Annotated in this window: 17 protein-coding genes; 9 read left to right on the forward strand and 8 right to left on the reverse strand. The window is 63.4% G+C overall.

Annotated elements, in window-relative coordinates; translation table 11 throughout:
* From AB5Y80_RS08695 to purF, 4 genes are all read left to right on the forward strand, one after another.
* Window positions 1-1338 (forward strand): replication-associated recombination protein A, encoded by a 1338-nt coding sequence (locus AB5Y80_RS08695; RefSeq protein ID WP_042878748.1) that lies wholly within the window; start codon window positions 1-3, stop codon window positions 1336-1338.
* Between the two features lie 281 nt (window positions 1339-1619).
* On the forward strand, window positions 1620-2915 hold the full coding sequence (gene serS, locus AB5Y80_RS08700; RefSeq protein ID WP_039039009.1) for a serine--tRNA ligase: 1296 nt from the start codon (window positions 1620-1622) through the stop codon (window positions 2913-2915).
* Between the two features lie 175 nt (window positions 2916-3090).
* Entirely contained in the window at window positions 3091-3582 is a 492-nt protein-coding gene (locus AB5Y80_RS08705) for a CvpA family protein (RefSeq protein ID WP_010674522.1), read from the forward strand.
* 18 nt (window positions 3583-3600) lie between these two features.
* Window positions 3601-5121, forward strand: a complete 1521-nt coding sequence (gene purF / locus AB5Y80_RS08710; RefSeq protein WP_041215287.1) for an amidophosphoribosyltransferase — start codon at window positions 3601-3603, stop codon at window positions 5119-5121.
* Window positions 5122-5211: 90 nt separating this feature from the next.
* On the opposite strand, the gene AB5Y80_RS08715 is transcribed toward purF, so the two are convergent.
* On the reverse strand, window positions 5212-6642 hold the full coding sequence (locus AB5Y80_RS08715; RefSeq protein WP_368172809.1) for a 6-phospho-beta-glucosidase: 1431 nt from the start codon (window positions 6640-6642) through the stop codon (window positions 5212-5214).
* Window positions 6643-6673: 31 nt separating this feature from the next.
* The gene (gene ascF, locus AB5Y80_RS08720) at window positions 6674-8128 is read right to left on the reverse strand and encodes a PTS cellobiose/arbutin/salicin transporter subunit IIBC (protein ID WP_139737209.1); all 1455 of its coding nucleotides are present in this window, start codon (window positions 8126-8128) and stop codon (window positions 6674-6676) included.
* A gap of 253 nt (window positions 8129-8381) precedes the next feature.
* Between ascF and AB5Y80_RS08725 the strand changes: the two genes are divergently transcribed.
* Window positions 8382-9392, forward strand: a complete 1011-nt coding sequence (locus AB5Y80_RS08725; protein ID WP_042863778.1) for a LacI family DNA-binding transcriptional regulator — start codon at window positions 8382-8384, stop codon at window positions 9390-9392.
* Between the two features lie 93 nt (window positions 9393-9485).
* On the forward strand, window positions 9486-10244 hold the full coding sequence (miaE, locus tag AB5Y80_RS08730; RefSeq protein ID WP_042016277.1) for a tRNA-(ms[2]io[6]A)-hydroxylase: 759 nt from the start codon (window positions 9486-9488) through the stop codon (window positions 10242-10244).
* 138 nt (window positions 10245-10382) lie between these two features.
* Here miaE and AB5Y80_RS08735 read toward each other — a convergent pair whose 3' ends face one another.
* The 6 genes from AB5Y80_RS08735 to pspF form a co-directional block, all read right to left on the reverse strand.
* The gene (locus AB5Y80_RS08735) at window positions 10383-11168 is read right to left on the reverse strand and encodes an ABC transporter ATP-binding protein (RefSeq protein WP_039039015.1); all 786 of its coding nucleotides are present in this window, start codon (window positions 11166-11168) and stop codon (window positions 10383-10385) included.
* A gap of 82 nt (window positions 11169-11250) precedes the next feature.
* A complete protein-coding gene (locus tag AB5Y80_RS08740; protein ID WP_010674529.1) occupies window positions 11251-12249 on the reverse strand; it encodes an oligopeptide/dipeptide ABC transporter ATP-binding protein in 999 nt (332 codons plus the stop codon).
* A 79-nt stretch (window positions 12250-12328) separates the two neighbouring features.
* Window positions 12329-13222: an ABC transporter permease subunit gene (locus AB5Y80_RS08745; protein ID WP_069784996.1), complete on the reverse strand. Its 894-nt coding sequence runs from the start codon at window positions 13220-13222 to the stop codon at window positions 12329-12331.
* Window positions 13223-13311: 89 nt separating this feature from the next.
* Complete coding sequence (locus tag AB5Y80_RS08750; protein WP_010674531.1) at window positions 13312-14271, reverse strand: ABC transporter permease subunit; 960 nt, start codon at window positions 14269-14271, stop codon at window positions 13312-13314.
* A gap of 61 nt (window positions 14272-14332) precedes the next feature.
* Window positions 14333-15928: an ABC transporter substrate-binding protein SapA gene (gene sapA, locus AB5Y80_RS08755; RefSeq protein ID WP_010674532.1), complete on the reverse strand. Its 1596-nt coding sequence runs from the start codon at window positions 15926-15928 to the stop codon at window positions 14333-14335.
* 136 nt (window positions 15929-16064) lie between these two features.
* Window positions 16065-17111 carry a phage shock protein operon transcriptional activator gene (gene pspF / locus AB5Y80_RS08760; RefSeq protein WP_171864790.1) on the reverse strand — a complete coding sequence of 349 codons (1047 nt, stop codon included), beginning with the start codon at window positions 17109-17111 and terminating at the stop codon, window positions 16065-16067.
* A 196-nt stretch (window positions 17112-17307) separates the two neighbouring features.
* Here pspF and pspA point away from each other — a divergent pair, with 196 nt between their 5' ends.
* The 3 genes from pspA (at window position 17308) to pspC (ending at window position 18739) form a co-directional block, all read left to right on the forward strand.
* The gene (pspA, locus tag AB5Y80_RS08765) at window positions 17308-17988 is read left to right on the forward strand and encodes a phage shock protein PspA (protein WP_010674534.1); all 681 of its coding nucleotides are present in this window, start codon (window positions 17308-17310) and stop codon (window positions 17986-17988) included.
* A 3-nt stretch (window positions 17989-17991) separates the two neighbouring features.
* Complete coding sequence (gene pspB / locus AB5Y80_RS08770) at window positions 17992-18228, forward strand: envelope stress response membrane protein PspB (protein ID WP_005300084.1); 237 nt, start codon at window positions 17992-17994, stop codon at window positions 18226-18228.
* Window positions 18229-18334: 106 nt separating this feature from the next.
* Window positions 18335-18739: an envelope stress response membrane protein PspC gene (gene pspC, locus AB5Y80_RS08775; protein ID WP_164882775.1), complete on the forward strand. Its 405-nt coding sequence runs from the start codon at window positions 18335-18337 to the stop codon at window positions 18737-18739.
* Window positions 18740-18783 lie beyond the last annotated feature (44 nt).

Consider the following 18783-nt stretch of genomic DNA (forward strand, 5'->3'; position numbering starts at 1 on the left):
ATGCAGATGAGCAATTTATCCCTGGATTTCTCCTCGGACTTTCGTCCGCTGGCGGCCCGGATGCGGCCGCAAACCCTCGAGCAGTACATCGGCCAGCAGCATATCCTGGGGCCGGACAAGCCCCTGCGAAAAGCGATCCTGGCGGGGCACTGCCACTCCATGATCCTCTGGGGGCCCCCCGGCACCGGCAAGACCACGCTGGCAGAACTGGTTGCCCACTACTGCCAGGCGGAGGTGGAGCGGCTCTCGGCGGTCACCTCCGGCATCAAGGAGATCCGCGCGGCCCTCGACAAGGCGAAGGAGAACGGCTGGCGCGGGGTGCGCACCATCCTGTTTGTGGATGAAGTCCACCGCTTCAACAAGAGCCAGCAGGATGTCTTCCTGCCCCACATCGAAGACGGCACCATCACCTTCATCGGCGCCACCACCGAGAACCCCTCGTTCGAACTCAACAACGCGCTGCTCTCCCGGGCCCGGGTCTATCTGCTCAAACGGCTGGAGGAGCAGGACATCCTCGCCATGATCGATCAGGCGATGCAGGATGCTCGCGGGCTCAATGATCCTAGCCTGCGCTTTGCCCCCGGGGCCAAGGAGGCGCTGGCGAAAGCCGTGGACGGGGACGGGCGCAAGTCTCTGAACTACCTGGAGCTCCTGGCCGACATGGCCGAAGCCGACAGCTCAGGGGCGCGGGTGATCGACAGTACCCTGCTCGCCGCCGTGGTGGGGGAGCACGTGGCCCGTTTCGACAAGGGCGGCGATCACTTCTACGACCTCATCTCGGCGGTGCACAAGTCCATTCGCGGCTCGGCACCGGATGCTGCCCTCTACTGGTATGCCCGCATGGTGAGCGCCGGGTGCGATCCCCTCTACATCGCCCGCCGCTTGCTGGCCATTGCCTCGGAAGATGTGGGCAACGCCGATCCCCGTGCCATGCAGGTGGCGCTCTCGGCCTGGGACTGCTTCCATCGCATCGGCCCGGCGGAAGGGGAGCGGGCCATCGCCCAGGCCATCGTCTACCTCGCCTGCGCCCCCAAGAGCAATGCGGTCTACACCGCCTGGAAGGCTGCGCTTCACGACGCCAAGAACCTGCCGGACTTCGAGGTGCCGCCGCACCTTCGCAATGCCCCTACCAAGCTGATGAGCGAGCTGGGCTACGGCGCCGAGTATCGCTACGCCCACGACGAGCCGGGGGCCTATGCGGCCGGCGAGCAGTACTTCCCCCCGGAGCTTGCCGGCAAGCAGTACTATCAACCCACCGAGCGGGGGCTTGAGAAGCAGATTGCCCAGAAGCTCGACTATCTGCACGAGCTGGACAAGCAGAGCCCGCGCAAGCGATAGGAAAGACCTTCAAGCCCCTTGCCGGGAAAGCGCACGGCAAAGGCATCAGGGGAGGGGGTTTCCGGCAAAAACGGGCGCAATAGTCCCTGTTCGGGCGGGGGGGCGGTCTGCTACACTGCCCGTCTGACCCCGGTTGTCTTGGCCTTGCACCATCTTCTTGATTTCGAAGGCCCGATTCCGAAGGCAAAGGGGTGCGCCAACCGATGTTAACTTCCGGATCTGTTTCCCAACCCGGTCACGATGACCCGGGCCCAGATCCCATTAAAAAAAGTAGGTAAACCATGCTGGATCCCAAATATCTGCGCAGCGACATCACCGAAGCTGCCGCTCGTCTGGCGACACGTGGCTACGTTCTGGACGTAGCGGCGGTCAATGTTCTGGAAGAGAAACGCAAGGATCTGCAGTCCCGCACCCAGGAGCTGCAGGCCGAGCGCAACGCCCGCTCCAAGTCCATCGGTGAGGCTGCCCGTCGTGGTGAAGATGTTGCCCCCCTCAAGGCCGAGGTGACCAAGATCAACGACGAGCTCGAGACCAGCAAGGTCGAGCTGGAGGCCCTGCTGGCCCAGCTCAAGGGGATCGCCGACGCCATCCCCAACCTGCCGAGCGAGACCACCCCGGTGGGCCGTGACGAGAACGACAACGTGGAGGTCCGCCGCTGGGGCACTCCCCGTGAGTTCGATTTCCCGGTGCGCGATCACATCGATCTGGGTGAGGCGGCCAAGGGGGTCGACTTCAAGAACGGCGTCAAGCTCTCCGGTGCCCGTTTCGTGGTGATGAAGGGCCAGATTGCCCGTCTGCACCGCGCCCTGGCCCAGTTCATGCTGGACCTGCACACCCTGCAGCACGGCTACACCGAGTGCTACGTGCCCTATCTGGTCAACCCGGACAGCCTGTACGGCACCGGCCAGCTGCCCAAGTTCTCCCAGGACCTCTTCAATACCGGCATCGAAGGGGAAGGGGAAGACGAAGGCAAGGTGCGCAAGTTCTCCCTCATCCCGACCTCCGAAGTGCCGCTCACCAACATGGCCCGTGACGAGATCTTCGACGAGCAGGAGCTGCCCATCAAGATGACCGCCCACAGCCCCTGCTTCCGTTCCGAAGCGGGCTCCTACGGTCGTGATACCCGTGGCCTCATCCGTATGCACCAGTTCGACAAGGTCGAGATGGTGCAACTGGTGCACCCGGAAAAATCCTGGGATGCCCTGGAAGAGATGGTGGGTCACGCCGAGAAGGTACTGCAACTGCTGGAGCTGCCGTATCGCGTGATGGCACTTTCCACCGGTGACATGGGCTTCTGCGCCGCCAAGACCTACGATCTGGAAGTGTGGCTGCCGGCCCAGAACACCTATCGCGAGATCTCCTCCGTCTCCAACTGCACCGACTTCCAGGCGCGCCGCATGCAGGCTCGCGTGCGCATCGACGGCAAGCCGCAGCTCATTCACACCCTGAATGGTTCCGGTCTGGCGGTGGGTCGTACCCTGGTGGCCGTGCTCGAGAACTACCAGCAGGCAGATGGCCGCATCGCCATCCCGGCTGCGCTGCAATCCTACATGGGCGGCCTGACCCACATCGGGTAAGCGCTCGTTGCAGACGACAACGCCATGGCATGCCATGGCGTTGTGCATTCTGGGCCCGGGAAACCCGCCGCAAGGGGAAGGGATAGCTCCCTTCGGGCCTGTAACACAATTTTATCAAGCATTGCGCAATCGTTTTTGTTAGACTGCGCCGCAATTTCGCAGGACATCTTTTTCTATGGTCTGGATTGATTACGCCATCATCGGCATCGTCGGTTTCTCCGCCCTCATCAGCCTGGTGCGCGGCTTTCTCAAGGAGGCCATGTCTCTGGTCACCTGGTTCGTCGCCTTTTTCATTGCCAGCCATTTCTATCCCGATCTCGCCGTCTATTTCACCTCTTTCTCCGATGCCATGGTGCGCAACGGTCTGGCCATCGCCGCCCTGTTCGTGGCGACCCTGATCCTCGGCAGCGTGGTGAACTACGTGGTGGGCCTGCTGGTGGAAAAGACCGGGCTTTCCGGCACCGACAGGGTGCTCGGGGTCTGTTTTGGCGCCATTCGCGGGGTGCTGATCGTCAGCGCCCTGCTGTTTTTCATGGATACCTTCACCAGCCTCTCCCAGAGCGACTGGTGGGTGGCGTCCAGGCTGGTGCCGGAGTTCAAGCCGGTGATCCAGTGGTTTTTCGGGTTCATGATGAACTCGTCCAGTTTTCTTCAACAGGTACAGTGACTTCGAGGTAGCAAAGACATGTGCGGTATTGTCGGTATAGTTGGCACCACCCCCGTCAATCAGGCCCTCTACGACGCCTTGACGGTGTTGCAGCACAGGGGACAGGATGCCGCCGGGATCGTGACCATTGACAGTGGAAACTTCCGGCAACGCAAGGCCAACGGTCTGGTGAAGGATGTGTTTGAAGTGCGCCACATGCAGCGCCTGAAAGGGAATATCGGCATCGGACACGTCCGTTATCCCACCGCAGGCAGCTCCAGTGCGGCAGAGGCGCAGCCGTTTTACGTGAACTCCCCCTACGGCATGGTGCTGGCCCACAACGGCAACCTCACCAACGCCAAGGAGCTCAAGGAGCAGCAGTTCAAGGTGGCCCGCCGCCACATCAACACCACCTCGGACTCCGAAGTGCTGTTGAACGTGCTGGCCCACGAGCTGGACTTGTGCGACAAGATGGCGCTGCGCCCGGAAGATATCTTCTCGGCGGTGCGCAAGGTGCACCAGCAGATCCGCGGCGCCTATGCCGTTGTTTCTCTGGTGATCGGCCACGGCCTCATCGGCTTTCGCGACCCCAACGGCATTCGCCCGCTGATCCTGGGTCGCCGGGTCGACGAGCAGGGGCAGGTGGAGTACATGCTCGCCTCCGAGAGCGTGGCCCTCGACGCCATCGGCTTCGAGACGGTGCGTGACGTCGCCCCGGGCGAGGCCATCTACATCACCGAGCAGGGCCAGCTCTTCTCCGAGCAGTGTGCGGAGAGCCCGCAGATGAACCCCTGCATCTTCGAATACGTCTACTTCGCCCGTCCCGACTCCTTCATCGACAAGGTCTCCGTCTATGCCGCCCGCCTCAACATGGGTCGCAAGCTGGGCCAGAAGATCGCACGGGAGTGGGATGATCTCGACGTGGACGTGGTCATCCCCATCCCCGAGACCTCCTGCGACGTGGCGCTGGAAATCGCCCACACCCTGGGCCTGCCGTACCGTCAGGGCTTCGTGAAGAACCGCTACATCGGCCGTACCTTCATCATGCCGGGCCAGACCCAGCGCAAGAAGTCGGTGCGCCGCAAGCTCAACGCCATCAGCTCCGAATTCAAGGGCAAGAAGGTGTTGCTGGTGGACGACTCCATCGTGCGGGGCACCACCTCCGAGCAGATCATCCAGATGGCCCGTGAAGCGGGGGCCGCCAAGGTCTACTTCGCCTCGGCCGCACCGGAAATTCGCTTCCCCAACGTCTACGGCATCGACATGCCCACCGCCAACGAGCTCATTGCCCATGGTCGTGAAGTGGAAGAGGTGTGCAAGCTTATCGGTGCCGACGGCCTCATCTTCCAGGATCTGGAAGATCTGGAAGAGGCGGTGCGGGAGATCAACCCCGAGCTGCGCCACTTCGAGACCTCGGTCTTCAACGGTCACTATGTGACCTCCGACGTGGATCAGGGTTATCTGGACCACCTCAATGCCCTGCGCAGCGACGACAACAAGGCGGTGCGCGAGTGGCAGGAAGGGACCAGCAACCTCGAGATCTTCAACGAAGGCAGTTAAACGTTTTCAGATTGCCAGCGCGATGAACAACAGGGGGGCCTCGGCCCCCCTGTTGCATGGATGCGCCTTGCGGCGAAACTGAGGGGGGCCTCAGGCCAGATCCTCCCCGTTGCTCGCGATCACCTTCTTGTACCACCAGAACGACTTCTTGCGCCGGCGGGCCAGGGTGCCATGGCCGGCGTCGTCCCTGTCCACGTGGACGAAGCCATAGCGCTTGCTCATCTCCCCGGTGGAGGCGGAGACGAGATCGATGCAGCCCCAGCTGGTGTACCCCATCAGGGGCACGCCGTCCTTGATGGCGTCCCCCATGGCCTCGATGTGGGCGCGCAGGTAGTCGATGCGGTAGTCGTCCTCTATCTCCCCTTGCTCGTTCACTTCGTCCACTGCCCCCAGGCCGTTTTCCACCAGGAAGAGGGGCTTCTGGTAGCGATCGTGCAAGGTGTTGAGGGTGATGCGAAGGCCCAGGGGGTCGATGCCCCAGCCCCACTCGCTCACCTCGATGTGGGGATTGCGCAGGGACTTGACCACGTTGGCCTCGCTGGTGTTGCCCGCATTCATGTCGGCGGCGGCGCAGCGGGAGGCGTAGTAGCTGAAGGAGACGAAATCTACTGTGTGCCTGAGGATCTCGTCATCTTCCGGCCCCTTCACCAGGGTGACCCCCTTGTCACGAAACACCCTCTGCGCATAGGCCGGATAGGCGCCCCTGGCCTGCACGTCGATGAAGAGGAGGTTCTCCCGATCTTTCTGGAGGGCGGTCCAGACGTCGGCGGGCTTGCAGGAGTAGGGGTAGAAGTTGCCCCCCGCCAGCATGCAGCCCACCTGGTTGGCCGGGTTCACCTCGTGGGCGATCCGGGTCGCCAGGGCGCTGGCCACCAGCTCGTGGTGGGCGGCCTGATACTTCACCTGATCCTGGTGTTCCCCTTCCTCGAACACCAGCCCCGCCCCGGAGAAGGGGCTGTGCAGCAGGATGTTGATCTCGTTGAAGGTGAGCCAGTACTTCACCAGGCCGTCGAACTGCTCGAAGCAGGTGCGGGCGTAGCGGGTGAAAAACTCCACCATCTGGCGGTTGCGCCAGGAGCCGTACTCGGTCACCAGGTGCATGGGCACATCGAAGTGGCACAGGGTCACCAGGGGCTCGATGTTGTACTTTCTGCACTCCTCGAACACCGCCCGGTAGAAGGCGATGCCCTCGGCATTGGGCTCGCGCTCGTCCCCCCTGGGGTAGAGACGGGCCCAGGCGATGGAGGTGCGAAACACGGTGAAGCCCATCTCGGCCATCAGGGCGATGTCCTCCCGATAGCGGTGATAGAAATCGATGGCTCCGTGGCTTGGGTAGAACTCGTCATCTTGCAGGGTGATGCGCTTCTCCTGGCCGAGTTTGACCGCCATGCGGCGCGGGCCATGGGGGATCATGTCCACCGTGGTCAGCCCCTTGCCCCCCTCGAGATAGCCGCCCTCCGCCTGATTGGCGGCCAGGGCACCGCCCCAGAGAAAGCCCTCGGGAAATCTTGTTAACGACATTGGTTACCTCTTGTCATGTCTGAATGGGGTGTCACAGTCCGGCCTGCGCCTGGCTGGTGGCGACGGGTTGCACGGGCTCGGCGCGGGGGGCCGGGCTCTCGACCGGGATGTCCTCGAACCCCATCACCAGGGTCAGCACGAAGGAGAGCACCACGGAGAGGGCCATCACGCCGAACACCCAGGCGATGGTCATGGGGTTGGCCGGATCGAAGAACTGCACGCTGGTAAAGAGCCCGGGGGCGGCCATGGAGTGGCTGGCGAGCCCCGCCATGCCGGCGACGGCACCGCAGACAAAGCCGCTAATGAGGCTCGCGATGAGCGGACGCTTGAGGCGCAGGGCCACACCGTAGAGTGCGGGTTCGGAGATCCCCGCCATGATGGCGGAGGCGGCCGCCGCGAGCGCCGTCTGGCGCAGTTCCGGGTTACGGGTGCGCCAGGCCACCGCCAGGGACGAGCCGCCAAGAGAGAGATTGGCGCCGATTTCGGAGGGCATCACCATGCCTTCCTTGCCGGTCTCGGCGATGGTCTGGATGATGGTCGGGGTGAAGACGCGGTGCATGCCGGTCATCACCAGCAGGGGCCACAAAGCCCCCATGATGGCCACCGACAGCCAGCCCAGGTAGTCGTGGACCGTGTAGACCAGGCCGGAGATGGCGGTGCCAATCCAGATGCCGACGGGGCCGATGAAGAGGATGGCCAGCGGCGCCGCGATCAGCACGATCAGCATGGGTTTGAGGAAGTTCTTGGTGACCGCCGGAGTGATGCGGTCGACCCAGCCCTCGATGTAGGAGAGGCACCAGGTCATCACCAGGGCCGGAATGACGGTGTAGGTGTATTTGACCGCGGTCACCGGGACCAGGGCGAAGGTCACCTGCTCTCCTTCGGCGGCTCTGGCCATCAGCTCGATGAAGCTGGGGTGCACCAGCACGCCTGCGATGGCGATGGCCAGGGACATGTTGGTCTTGAACTTGACGGCGGCGGAGGCGGCCACCATCAGGGGCAGGAAGAAGAAGGCCCCATCCCCGGCCACCGTGAGGATGGTGAGGGTCGAGGAGCCTTTCTCCAGCACGCCGGTCATCTCCAGCACCATGGCCAGCAGCTTGAGCATGGAGCCGCCGATGATGGCCGGGATGAGGGGGGACATGGTGCCGATCAGGGCGTCGAGGATGGCGGCGCCCATGCGGCGCAGGCTCCAGCCAGCGGAAACTTCCGGAAGCGGGGTCTGCCCGCCACCCTGGGGCAGCAGGGCCAGCACCTCGCGATAGGCGTGGGAGACGGTGTTGCCGATGATCACCTGACACTGGTTGTCCGCCTGCACCACCCCGAGCACGCCGGTGATCGCCTTGAGGGCAGGGCCATTGACCCGGGCGGGATCGCCGAGCACAAAGCGCAGCCGCGTCATGCAGTGGGTCACGGCGACGACGTTGTCGGCGCCGCCGAGTGCGGTGATGACGGTACCGGCCAGAGCCGCATAGTTTTTTGACATCGAGGTAGATCCTTTTAACCAAGTGGGCCTGCTCGCCCCCGCCGCCGCGAAGGGCGGGAACGCGCATGAAACTGAATGTGGAACCGGTTCCACATAGAGTGCGCGGCCTGAGCGCGGGAGACAAGCATCTTGTGCAGCGAGCGTCCGGATCCGTGAATGGGATCACTGAACCCGGGCCTGCACGCCATTCGTGCGACGACAAGCCGGGGGCGGTGCAGTACACTGCGCCCCGTTACGAGCAAGGGAGAACACAATGACGACGATGCTGGAGGTGGCAAGGCGGGCAGGGGTGTCGAAGGCGACGGTCTCCCGGGTGTTGTCGGGCAATGGTTACACCAGCCAGGAGACCCGGGACCGGGTGCAGCAGGCCATCGAGGAGTGCGGCTATCGCCCCAACCTGGTGGCGAGGCAGCTGGCGACCAGGCATACCCGGACCCTGGGACTGGTGGTTACCAACACCCTCTACCACGGCGTCTACTTCGGCGAGCTGCTCTCCCAGGTGGCGCGGATGACCGAGGATCGCGGGCGCCAGCTCATACTGGCGGACGGCAAGCACAGCGCCGACGAGGAGCGCCAGGCCATCCAGTATCTGCTCGATTCCCGTTGCGATGGCGTCATCATCTATCCGCGCTTTCTTGGGGTGGAGGAGATGGACGAGATCATCGAGCAGCATGAGCAGCCCATCATGGTGCTCAACCGGCGTCTGAGCCGCCATCCGGCCCACTGCGTCTATGCGGATCAGCAGGCGGCGGCGGAGGCGGTGGTGGACAAGCTGGTGGCCATGGGGCACAGGGAGATCGCCTTCATCGCAGGCTCTGCGGATTCCCCCACCGGCGCCGAGCGCCTGGCCGGTTACCGACAGGCGCTGATCCGGCACGGCATCCCCGTGCAGGAGACCTTGATCGCTCCCGGCAAATGGACCCCCGCCTGTGGCGCGGCCGCCGTCTCGACCTTGCTGGCGCGAGGCGCTCGCTTCAGCGCCCTGGTGGCCAGCAACGATGACATGGCGATCGGGGCGATCAAACGGCTGCACGAAGCCGGTGTGATGGTGCCTGACGAGGTTTCGGTGGTGGGGTTCGACGACATCCCCCTGGCCCCTTACGTCATTCCCGCGCTGTCGAGCGTCAAGATGCCGGTGAACGGGATGATCCAGGAGACCATCAACCGCCTGATCACCATGGTGGAGGAGGGGAGCCGGGACGCACTGCCCGCCTTCAGCGGCACCCTGATCCGCCGCGACTCCCTCAGGCGTCTGACGGGCTGAGCCATGATGGCGGTGGGCAGGCCGGGCGGGATCCGTTAGCATAGGCCCCCCGGCGCCAGGCGCCGCGTGTCGTATCAACAGATGAGAGTTCAGATGGATGACCTGTTAGCCCCCGTTCGCCAGTTCCTGCATTGCGAGACCCCGGATGAGTGGGTGGAAATGGCGCGGGATCCCGCCCAGTTGCCGACCCTGCTTATCGATCACGCCAACTGCGAGAACAAGGCGGCACTCACCGCCCACAGCCTGGTGCGCCGCTACTGCCTGCCCAAGGAGAAGCGTCACCTGTTGCCCAAGCTGACCTTCTACCGGGAGCTCGATGCCTTGCCGGAGAAGGCGGAGATCCTCGGCAAGCGCACCATGGGCGAATCAGACAGGAGCGTGTTTGCCGAGCTGGAGCGCAATCCCCTGCTGTTCCCCATGGTGCGCCTCATCCAGGAGGAGCTGCACCACTTCGAGCAGGTGCTGGAGATCATGGCCGCACGGGGCATCCCCTATGGTCCCGTCACCGCCTCCCGCTATGCCCGCAGCCTGCTGACCCATGTGCGCACCTACGAGCCGGCGGCCGTGGTGGACAAGATGATCATCGGTGCCTATATCGAAGCGCGATCCTGCGAGCGTTTTGCCAGGCTGGCCCCTCATCTGGACGAGGAGCTTGGCCGCTTCTATGTCTCCCTGCTGCGCTCGGAGGCGCGTCACTATCAGGACTACCTGGCCCTGGCACAGACGTTCGCAGACGAAGACATCAGCGAGCGGGTGGCCTTCTTCGGTCGCCTGGAGGCCGAGCTCATCTGTTCGCCGGATCCGCAATTCCGGTTCCATAGCGGACTGCCTGTCAGATCTGACAGTTGTTGAGGTGACGGGGGCTGCCTACCATTCCCCTGTTCCTACTACGAGCGACGCAATCACTTTTTTGAGCGCAATTCCCCGGCGACTGATGAGACATCAGGCCGGGTTTTTTTATGTCTGCGCAAGGGGAAACGCGCCGCGAGATCAGCGGCGGTATTCGTTGTTGTAGTTCTGAATGAGGCGGCGGGTGACGTCGTGCTGGGGATCGGCGAAGACCCGCAAGGTCTTGCCGCGCTCCACCACACGCCCTTCGTGCATCACCAGCACCTCGTCGCTGATGTGGCTCACGATCCCCAGATCGTTGGCCACCAGTACATAGCTCAGCCCCATGGTCTCCTGCATCTCCAGCAGCAGGTTGATGATCTGGGAGCGTACCGAAATATCCAGGGTCGAGAGTGCCTCGTCAGCTACCACTATCTTGGGATTGAGGATGAGCGCCCGCGCCAGCCCCACCCGCTGCTGCTGGCCGGCGGAGAGCATCTGGGGATAGAAGAGGGCGTGGTCGGGCAGCATGCCCACCATGCGCAGGGTCTGGATCACCTTCTCCCGGCGCTCCTCCTCGCTCAGGGCCGTGTTGAGGCGAAGGGGGGTCTCCAGGATCTGGCCGACCCGGATTTTCCGGTTAAGGGAGGTGTTGGGGTCCTGGAAGATCATCCGCAGCAGCTTGCAGCGTGTCTGGTAATCGCCGTGGACCATGGGTTGCCCCTCGATGGCGATCTCCCCGCCGCTCGGTTCAATCATGCCCGCCAGAATGCGGGCCAGGGTGCTCTTGCCCGAGCCCGCCTCCCCGACGATGGCCAGGGTCTGGCCCACCTCGAGATCGAACGAGAGGGGCTTTATCGCCTCCACCGCACGGCGCCTGAACAGGCCGGTGCGGTTCTGGTAGGTCTTGCACAGGCCCCTGACCTGCAACAGGGAAGGTTCGGTCACGACGTGGTCTCCTTGGGTGTGCTCGCCGGATAGAGGGGCTGACGGGGCGGGCAGGTGCCCCGGATCAGGGTCTGGTGCCGGTTCATTTCTTCGGTTCTTCCATGTTGAGCGGGAAGTGGCAACTGAACTGATGCCCCTTGACCTTGCTCATCAGCGGCGTCTGCACGCACTGCTTCTGGGCGTAGGGGCAGCGTGGGCCGAGGCGGCAGCCGATGGGCAGATGCTGCAGCGGCGGTATCACTCCGGGCAGGGTCTCGAGCCGGGACTTGTGGCGCACCAGCTTGTCAAAGTCGGGGATGGATTTGAGCAGGGCATCCGTATAGGGGTGGTGAGGGGATTCCAGGATCTGGTCCCGGGTCCCCACTTCCACCATCTGGCCGCAATACATGATGTTGAGGGTGTCGGTCAGGTTCGCGATGGCGGCGATGTCGTTGCTGATGATGAGGATGGTGGTATTGCCCAGCTTGTTCATCTTGTCCAGCAACCGCAGGATCTGGGAGTGGGTGGTGGACTCCATGGCGCTGGTGGGCTCGTCCGCCACCAGCAGGCGCGGCTGGTTGGCGATGGCCATGGCGATCATCACCTTCTGGCACATGCCGTCCGACAGCTCGTGTGGATAGGCCCGCATCACCTTGCGGTGATCCTTGACCCCGACCCGGTGCAGCAGGGCGATGGCCCGCTTCTTGCGCCACTGGAAGCGCTGCCAGAACTTGCCGGTGAAGGCGCTGGTGGGGATGGCCTCCTCGAGCTGGGTGCCTATCTCCTCCGAGGGGTCGAGGCAGCTGATGGGGTCCTGGAAGATCATCGCTATCTCCCGCCCCATGATGCGGCGTCGTTCCTTGGGCGCCATGGTCAGCAGGTCCATGTCGTTGAAGCGCATCCGGTCGGCGCGCACCGTCCAGTTGTCCTTCTGGATGCCGACGATCACCTTGGCCACCAGGCTCTTGCCCGAGCCGGATTCCCCCACCAGCCCGCGGATCTCCCCCTCGTTCAGGGTCAGGCTGACTCTGTCCACCGCCTTGACCTTGCCCTGGGGGGTGTCGATTTCGATGGTGAGGTTGCGTATGTCGAGCAGGGGCATCAGCAACGTCCCCCGTTCAGGGCGCAGCCGGGCCGCTCAGGGCGTCCGGGGGCGGGGATAGATAACAAGGCTGGCAACATCAGTCGTTCCCCTCTTTGAGTGCTTCGCGAATGCCTTCGCCCACCAGGTTGGTCACCAGCACGCTGAACAGGATGGCCATCCCGGGCAGGGTCACCGTCCAGGGGGCCAGATAGATAAGATCGCTCGAATCGGCCAGCATGGCACCCCACTCCGGCTGGGGAGACTGGGCCCCGAGACCGAGGAAGCCCACCGCCGAGATGTCCAGGATGGCGGCGGAGAGGGTGCGGGTGGTCTGGGTCACCAGGGTCTCGACGATGTTCGGCAAGATGGCCAGACGCATGATCCGCTGGGGCGGAGAGCCGTCGAGGCGGCTGGCGATGATGTACTCCTTCTGCATCTCGGCGTGGACCGCGTTGTAGGTCGCCCGGATGAAAGGCGGTATCAACGCGAGTGTGATGGCGATCAGGGTGTTGAACAGACCCGGCCCCAGGATGGCCACGACGATGATGGCCAGCAGCAGGGACGGGATGGAGAGCAGGGTATCGAGCAGGTGATGGAGCACGCTCGACTTCACCCCCTTGCTCATGCCACCGAGGATGCCGATGGCCGAGCCGATGACCAGCGCGATGAGCACCACCAGCAGGGCGTTGCCGAAGGTGAGTCTGGCCCCGGCCACCAGACGGGAGAGGATGTCGCGCCCCAGATCGTCGGTCCCCAGGAAGTAATCGATGTTGCCGCTGTTGGCCCAGGAGGGGGCGAGCAGCAGGTGGCTGCTGTGCTGATCGTCGATGCCGTAGGGGATTACCAGGGGACCGATGAGGGTCACCAGCAGCAGCAGCCCGAAGCACCAGAGCCCCGCCATGGCCAGCGGGTTGCGTCGGTAGGAGGCCCAGGTCTGCTCCAGGGGGGAGAGGATCTTGAGCTCCGGATAGATGTTCGATTTATCGTGCATGATGCAGGCTCCCGTGCTGGTCGCAAGGGGATGGGCACGCCTGTGCGCCGGTGGCCCATGGGCCGCCGTGGTTCATCCACAGACCGCAATCAATCTTGTCTTGCATAGAGTTCTTTACGCCGTGCCGGATACATGATGGTGGTCAGCAGATCGGTGCTGACGCTGATGAAGATGACGAAGCTCGCCACCACCAGGAAGGCGCCGCGGATGGCGGCATAGTCCTGCAGCGCGATGCTGCTCACCAGCCAGCGGCCGATGCCGGGCCAGTCGAACACCACCTCGGTGATCATGGCGGAGGTGAGCACGCTGCCAAGTTGCAGCCCCAGCAGCGGCAACACGGGGGGCAGGGCGTTCTTGAGCCCGTGACGCCAGACGATCTGGCGGCGGGAGAGTCCGCGGCTGGCGGCAGCCTTGATGTAGTTCTGTTTCATCACGTCGATGAGGGAGCTGCGCACGTGGCGGATCACCTCGGTGGTGGGCACCACGGCCAGCACCAGGGAAGGCAGTACCAGATGGCGCAGGGCGTCGTGCAGGGCCGCTTCCCGCCAGGGCTCCTGGCTCATCAGCACATCGACGATGGCGATCCCGGTGATGGAGGGCACGTCGTAGAGCAGGCTGATCTGGCCAGAGGAGGGGAGCCAGCCAAGATCCAGGGAGAAGAACATCACCATCAGCAGCCCCAGCCAGAAGACCGGGATGGCATAGCCGACGAGGCCGGCGGCCATGATGGAGAGGTCCGGGCTGCGCCCCTGATAGAGGGCCGCGAGGGTGCCCAGGGGGATGCCCACCAGCAGCGAGATGGCGAAGGCGGCGAGGCAGAGGGTCAGGGTCGCCGGGAAGTAGTGACGGATCTCGTCGAGGACCGGCTGGCCGGAGACGCTGGAGAGCCCGAAATCCCCGGCGGCGATGCGCTGGAGGAAGTCAGGATAGCCGTGCCAGAAATCCAGCACCTGGGTGATGAGGCGAAACTCCAGGAGGTAGGCCCCCAGAGTCAGCACCAGGAGGGTGATCACCAGCAGGGTGATGCGGCGCAGGATATAAAAAAACATGCTTATGCCTCCTGGGGACGGTGCGCCGATGGCCCGACGATGGAGTGGTTATCTGTCATGGTCACTCCCGATGGGCCTGGTTGAAGGTGGTGCCGCCAAAGGGCATCAGGGTCAGCCCCTGAATGTCGCTGCGACTCACCTGGGTTCTCAGGGCATGGGCCAGGGGAATGAGCGGCAACTGCTCGTTGAGCAGGGACTGGGCATAGTAATAGTTGCGCAGGCGGAAGGCGAGCTGCGGGGTGGTCACCGCATCGTCCAGCAGCTGATCAAACGCCGGGCTGCACCAGCGGCTGTAGTTGTTGCCCCGCTCGACGGCGGCGCAGCTCAGCAACTGGCGGAAGAAGTTGTCCGGATCCGCGTTGTCGGCGATCCAGCCAGAGAGCAGGCTGTCATATTGTCCATGGGCGAGCCGGGTCTCGATGACCGGCCAGGCCTGCTGCACTATCTTGAGGCTCACCCCAATCTTGGCGAAATCGCTGCGCATCAGTTGCGCCGTCTTGAGGCCGTCCGGGTTGTAGGGACGGGCGCCGGGTTGCACCAGCACCTGCATCTCGAAGCCGTTGGGGTAGCCCGCGTCCTTGAGCAACTGGCGAGCGAGCTTGAGATCCGGCTTGCGTTGGGGCAGGGAGGGGTTGTAACCCCAGGAGAGGGGCGGCAGCAGGCTGGCAGCGCTCTGGCCGGTCTCGAAATAGACAGCCTGCAGCAGATTCTGCACATTGATGGCGCTGGCGAGGGCCTGGCGCACCTGCACCTTGTTGAACGGGGCTTTGCGGGTATTGAGGGCGAGGAAGGCGACGTTCATCCCCGACTGCACCGACAAATCCAGGTGGGAGTCCTTGTCTATCACCGACAGCTGGCTGGCAGAGGGGGTGCTCATCACGTCGCACTCGCCGGTCAACAGCTTGGCCAGTCGCTTGGAGGATTTGGGCGTGATGTCGTAGATGAGCTGCTCCATTCTGGCCTCGCCGCCCCAGTAGCCGGGGTGACGCAGGTATCGCACGAACTCGTTGTGGCGATACTCCTTGAAGCTGAAGGGGCCGGTGCCGATGGGGCGGCTGTCCAGCAGCGCCGGGGTGCCGGCCTTTAGCATCTGCTCCCCGTACTCGGCGGAGAGCACGATGGCGTAGTCGCTGGCCAGGGTGGCGAGGAAGGAGGCATCGGGGCGGTTCAGCTCGAACACCACCTCATAGGGCCCCTTCTTGTAGACCCGCTTGATGAGGTTGCCGAGCCCCAAGCTGTAAAAATAGGGGTACTCGCCGCCGGAGACGGCGTGGAAGGGGTGGTGTTCGTCCAGCAGGCGCTGCCAGGTGAACAGGACGTCGTCGGCATTGAAGTGACGGGTCGGGCTGAACCAGGGGGTACGGTGGAAGGTCACTCCCTTGCGCAGGGTCAGGGTATAGGAGAGACCGTCCTCGCTGCTTTGCCAGCGGGTGGCGAGCCCCCCTTCGATGCCGAGGGTGTTGGCATTGACCTCGAGCAGGCGATCGTAGATGGGACGGGCACTGGCATCCAGGGTCGCATCCGAATTGGCAAGCTGCGGGTTGAAGGTTCGGGGTGCCCCTTCGGCACAATAGATGAGCCCGGTTTTGGAGGCTTCATCGCGTTTCTGACAGCCGCTGACCAGGACCAGGAGACCAAGCAGCAGGGGGGTGAGCATTCTCATGTTGGAACCATGTTTTCAGACAAAGTTGCCCGCCAGGGGGCGGGCGCGTTGCGGGGGGCGGCCGGGCAGGCGCTCCCGTCAGGGGTGACGTGCGCCGCGTTATCCGCGCGCACAGACCCGGTGCCAGGCATCAGCCCGCCTCCTGGTTGCCACTGTTGTCATCCCCGTCCAGCAATTGATATTTGCGCAGCATCCCCCGGAACTGGTGATAGCTCAGGGCCAGCAACTGGGCTGCTTTGCGCTGATTATACTGGGATTGCTGCATCGCTTGCTTGAGTAAATTAATCTCGTACTCCGCCACCGCCCCTTTGAGATCCAGCGGCAGGGTCGGGGTCGGGGCCGTTTCTGCCGAGGTCGGCGCGTCGGTGGAAGGGGCGGCGTCACCTCGGGCACGGGGGCGCCAGGGGGAGTCAAAGGGATTGAGCACCAGATCCGCCAGCGGCAACTGGGGGTTGCCCTGGCGATAGAGACTGCGCTCCACCACGTTCTTGAGCTCCCGCACGTTGCCCGGCCAGGGGTAATCTTGCAGCAGCTGGGTCGCCTTGCGCGAGAAGCCGGCAAAGAGCGGATACCCCAGCTCCCGGGTCATGCCGTGGGCGAAGTGTTCCGCCAGCATCAGGATGTCCTCGCGCCGCTCCCGCAGGGGGGGCAGGGTGATGACGTCGAAGGCGAGCCGGTCCAGCAGGTCGTGACGAAACCGTCCTTTCTCTGCCAGTGCAGGCAGATCCTCGTTGGTGGCGCACACCAGCCGCACATCCACCTTGAGGGGCTTGGCACCGCCCACCCGCTCGAACTCCCCGTATTCGATGACCCGCAGCAGTTTTTCCTGCACCCGGGCGCTGGTGGTGGCCAGTTCGTCGAGGAACAGGGTGCCGCCGTCGGCCCGCTCGAAGCGCCCCTGATGACGCTTGGCGGCGCCAGTGAAGGAGCCCGCCTCGTGGCCAAACAGCTCGGTCTCCAGCAGGCTCTCGCTCAAGGTGGCGCAGTTGATGGTGACAAAGCTTTGATCCCAGCGATCCGAGAGATAATGTAGGCGGTGGGCGATGAGCTCCTTGCCGGTCCCACGCTCGCCGATGATGAGCACGGGCTTGCGCAGCGGCGCGAGGCGCGATGCCTGCTCGATGATTTCTAGAAATGCGTTGGATTCACCCAACAGACTTTCCGTGGCCGTGGTCATCCCTGCCCCTGTGAGTTGAAAAATCTGGTTAATCTTACCAAAAGTTGGTTATTTTAATCATCACTTGTTTCCCAGGGACTTGAACTGCATTCTGAGTGCCCATATAAATCAACAAGTTAAATATTGTTCCAGATTGGCACACAAGTTGCCATTGTCAATGGAGACACAACCCGATGCCTATCACAGGAGTACAATCATGAGCATTTTTTCTCGCCTGGCCGACATCATCAATTCCAATCTGACGGCCCTGCTCGACAAGGCGGAAGATCCCCAGAAGATGGTGCGTCTGATCATCCAGGAGATGGAAGATGAACTGGTGAAGGAGCGCTCCAACCTGGCCCGCTTCCTCGCGAATCAAAAAGAGATCGGCCGTCAGGTGAGCCGCCATCAGGAGCGGGTCGCCGAGTGGCAGGGCAAGGCCGAGCTGGCCCTGACCAAGGGGCGCGAAGATCTGGCCCGGGCCGCCCTCATCGAGAAGAGCAAACAGGCGGAGCTTGCCGACGCCCTGTCTCGGGAACAGCAGGCGGTGGACAGCGGCATCGAGAAGCTGGGGGAGGAGATCCGCCAGCTGGAAGCCAAGCTGGAAGACGCCCGTGCCCGCCAGAAGGCGATGGCCATTCGCAGCGAAGCCGCCAGCAGCCGCCTCAACGTGCAAAGCCAGGTGGCCCGTGGCGACAGTCAGGCCGTGGTGAGCAAGTTCGAGCGCATGGAGCGCCGCATCGACGAGATGGAAGCCCGCGCCGATCTGGGGCAGTCCGACAAGGCGCTCGCCCAGCAGTTTGCCGAGCTGGAAGCGGACGACCAGATCAGCCGCGAGCTGGAAGCCATGCGCCAGAAGCTGGGCCAGCACAATCCGGCACCGAAACAGGGAGAGTAACAGATGGAAGATCTGCTGGGTGTATTGATGGTTCCCATGGTGGTCTTCATGGTGGTGGTGGCCCCCATCTGGCTGGTGCTGCACTACCGCGCCAAGGGACGCATTGGCGCCGGTCTTGCCGATGGTGAGCGTGAACAGCTGCAGGGCTTGCTGGTGCGTGCCGAGAAGATGCAGGAACGGGTCGGCGCCCTGGAGTCGATTCTGGATGCCGAGGTTCCTGGTTGGAGAAACAAGGTATGACGGTTTTCAATGAGAGAGGTCATGACCGTGGCAAAAAGCCGGAGCGGGCCGAAACCGTATTGGCGTCGATTCTGGATGCGGAAGTCCCCGGTTGGAGGAACAAGGTATGAACAGTGTCAGTCGTGAAGGGCGCAACCTGTACCGGGATCCCCAGCGAGGCAAGATTGCCGGGGTCTGTGCCGGTCTGGCAGAGTACTTCGGGGTGGAGACCTGGATCGTGCGGCTGCTGGCCATCAGTGGTCTCATCTTCGCCGGCTTCATCACCTTCACCGCCTATATTGCCGCCTGGTTCTTGCTCGACAAGAAGCCGGTCACCCTCTACTCCCAGGAAGATGCCGAGTTCGCAGAGGTACGGATGAAGGCGCGCAGCTGGCAGGCAGGCGTCACACCTCATCAGGCCCTTGTCCGCATCGGCCAGGAGCTGGATGCACTGGAGCCCAGGGTGCAGCGCATCGAGAAGCTGGTGACCTCCAAGGAGTTCACCCTGCAACGGGAGTTCAGCAAGCTCTAATCGTGCCGGGCCGCGAGGATACTGCCTCGCGGCCGTCTCTCTGA

The sequence above is a fragment of the Aeromonas sp. R2-1 genome (genome assembly GCF_040908425.1).
GTDB lineage: Bacteria > Pseudomonadota > Gammaproteobacteria > Enterobacterales > Aeromonadaceae > Aeromonas > Aeromonas caviae.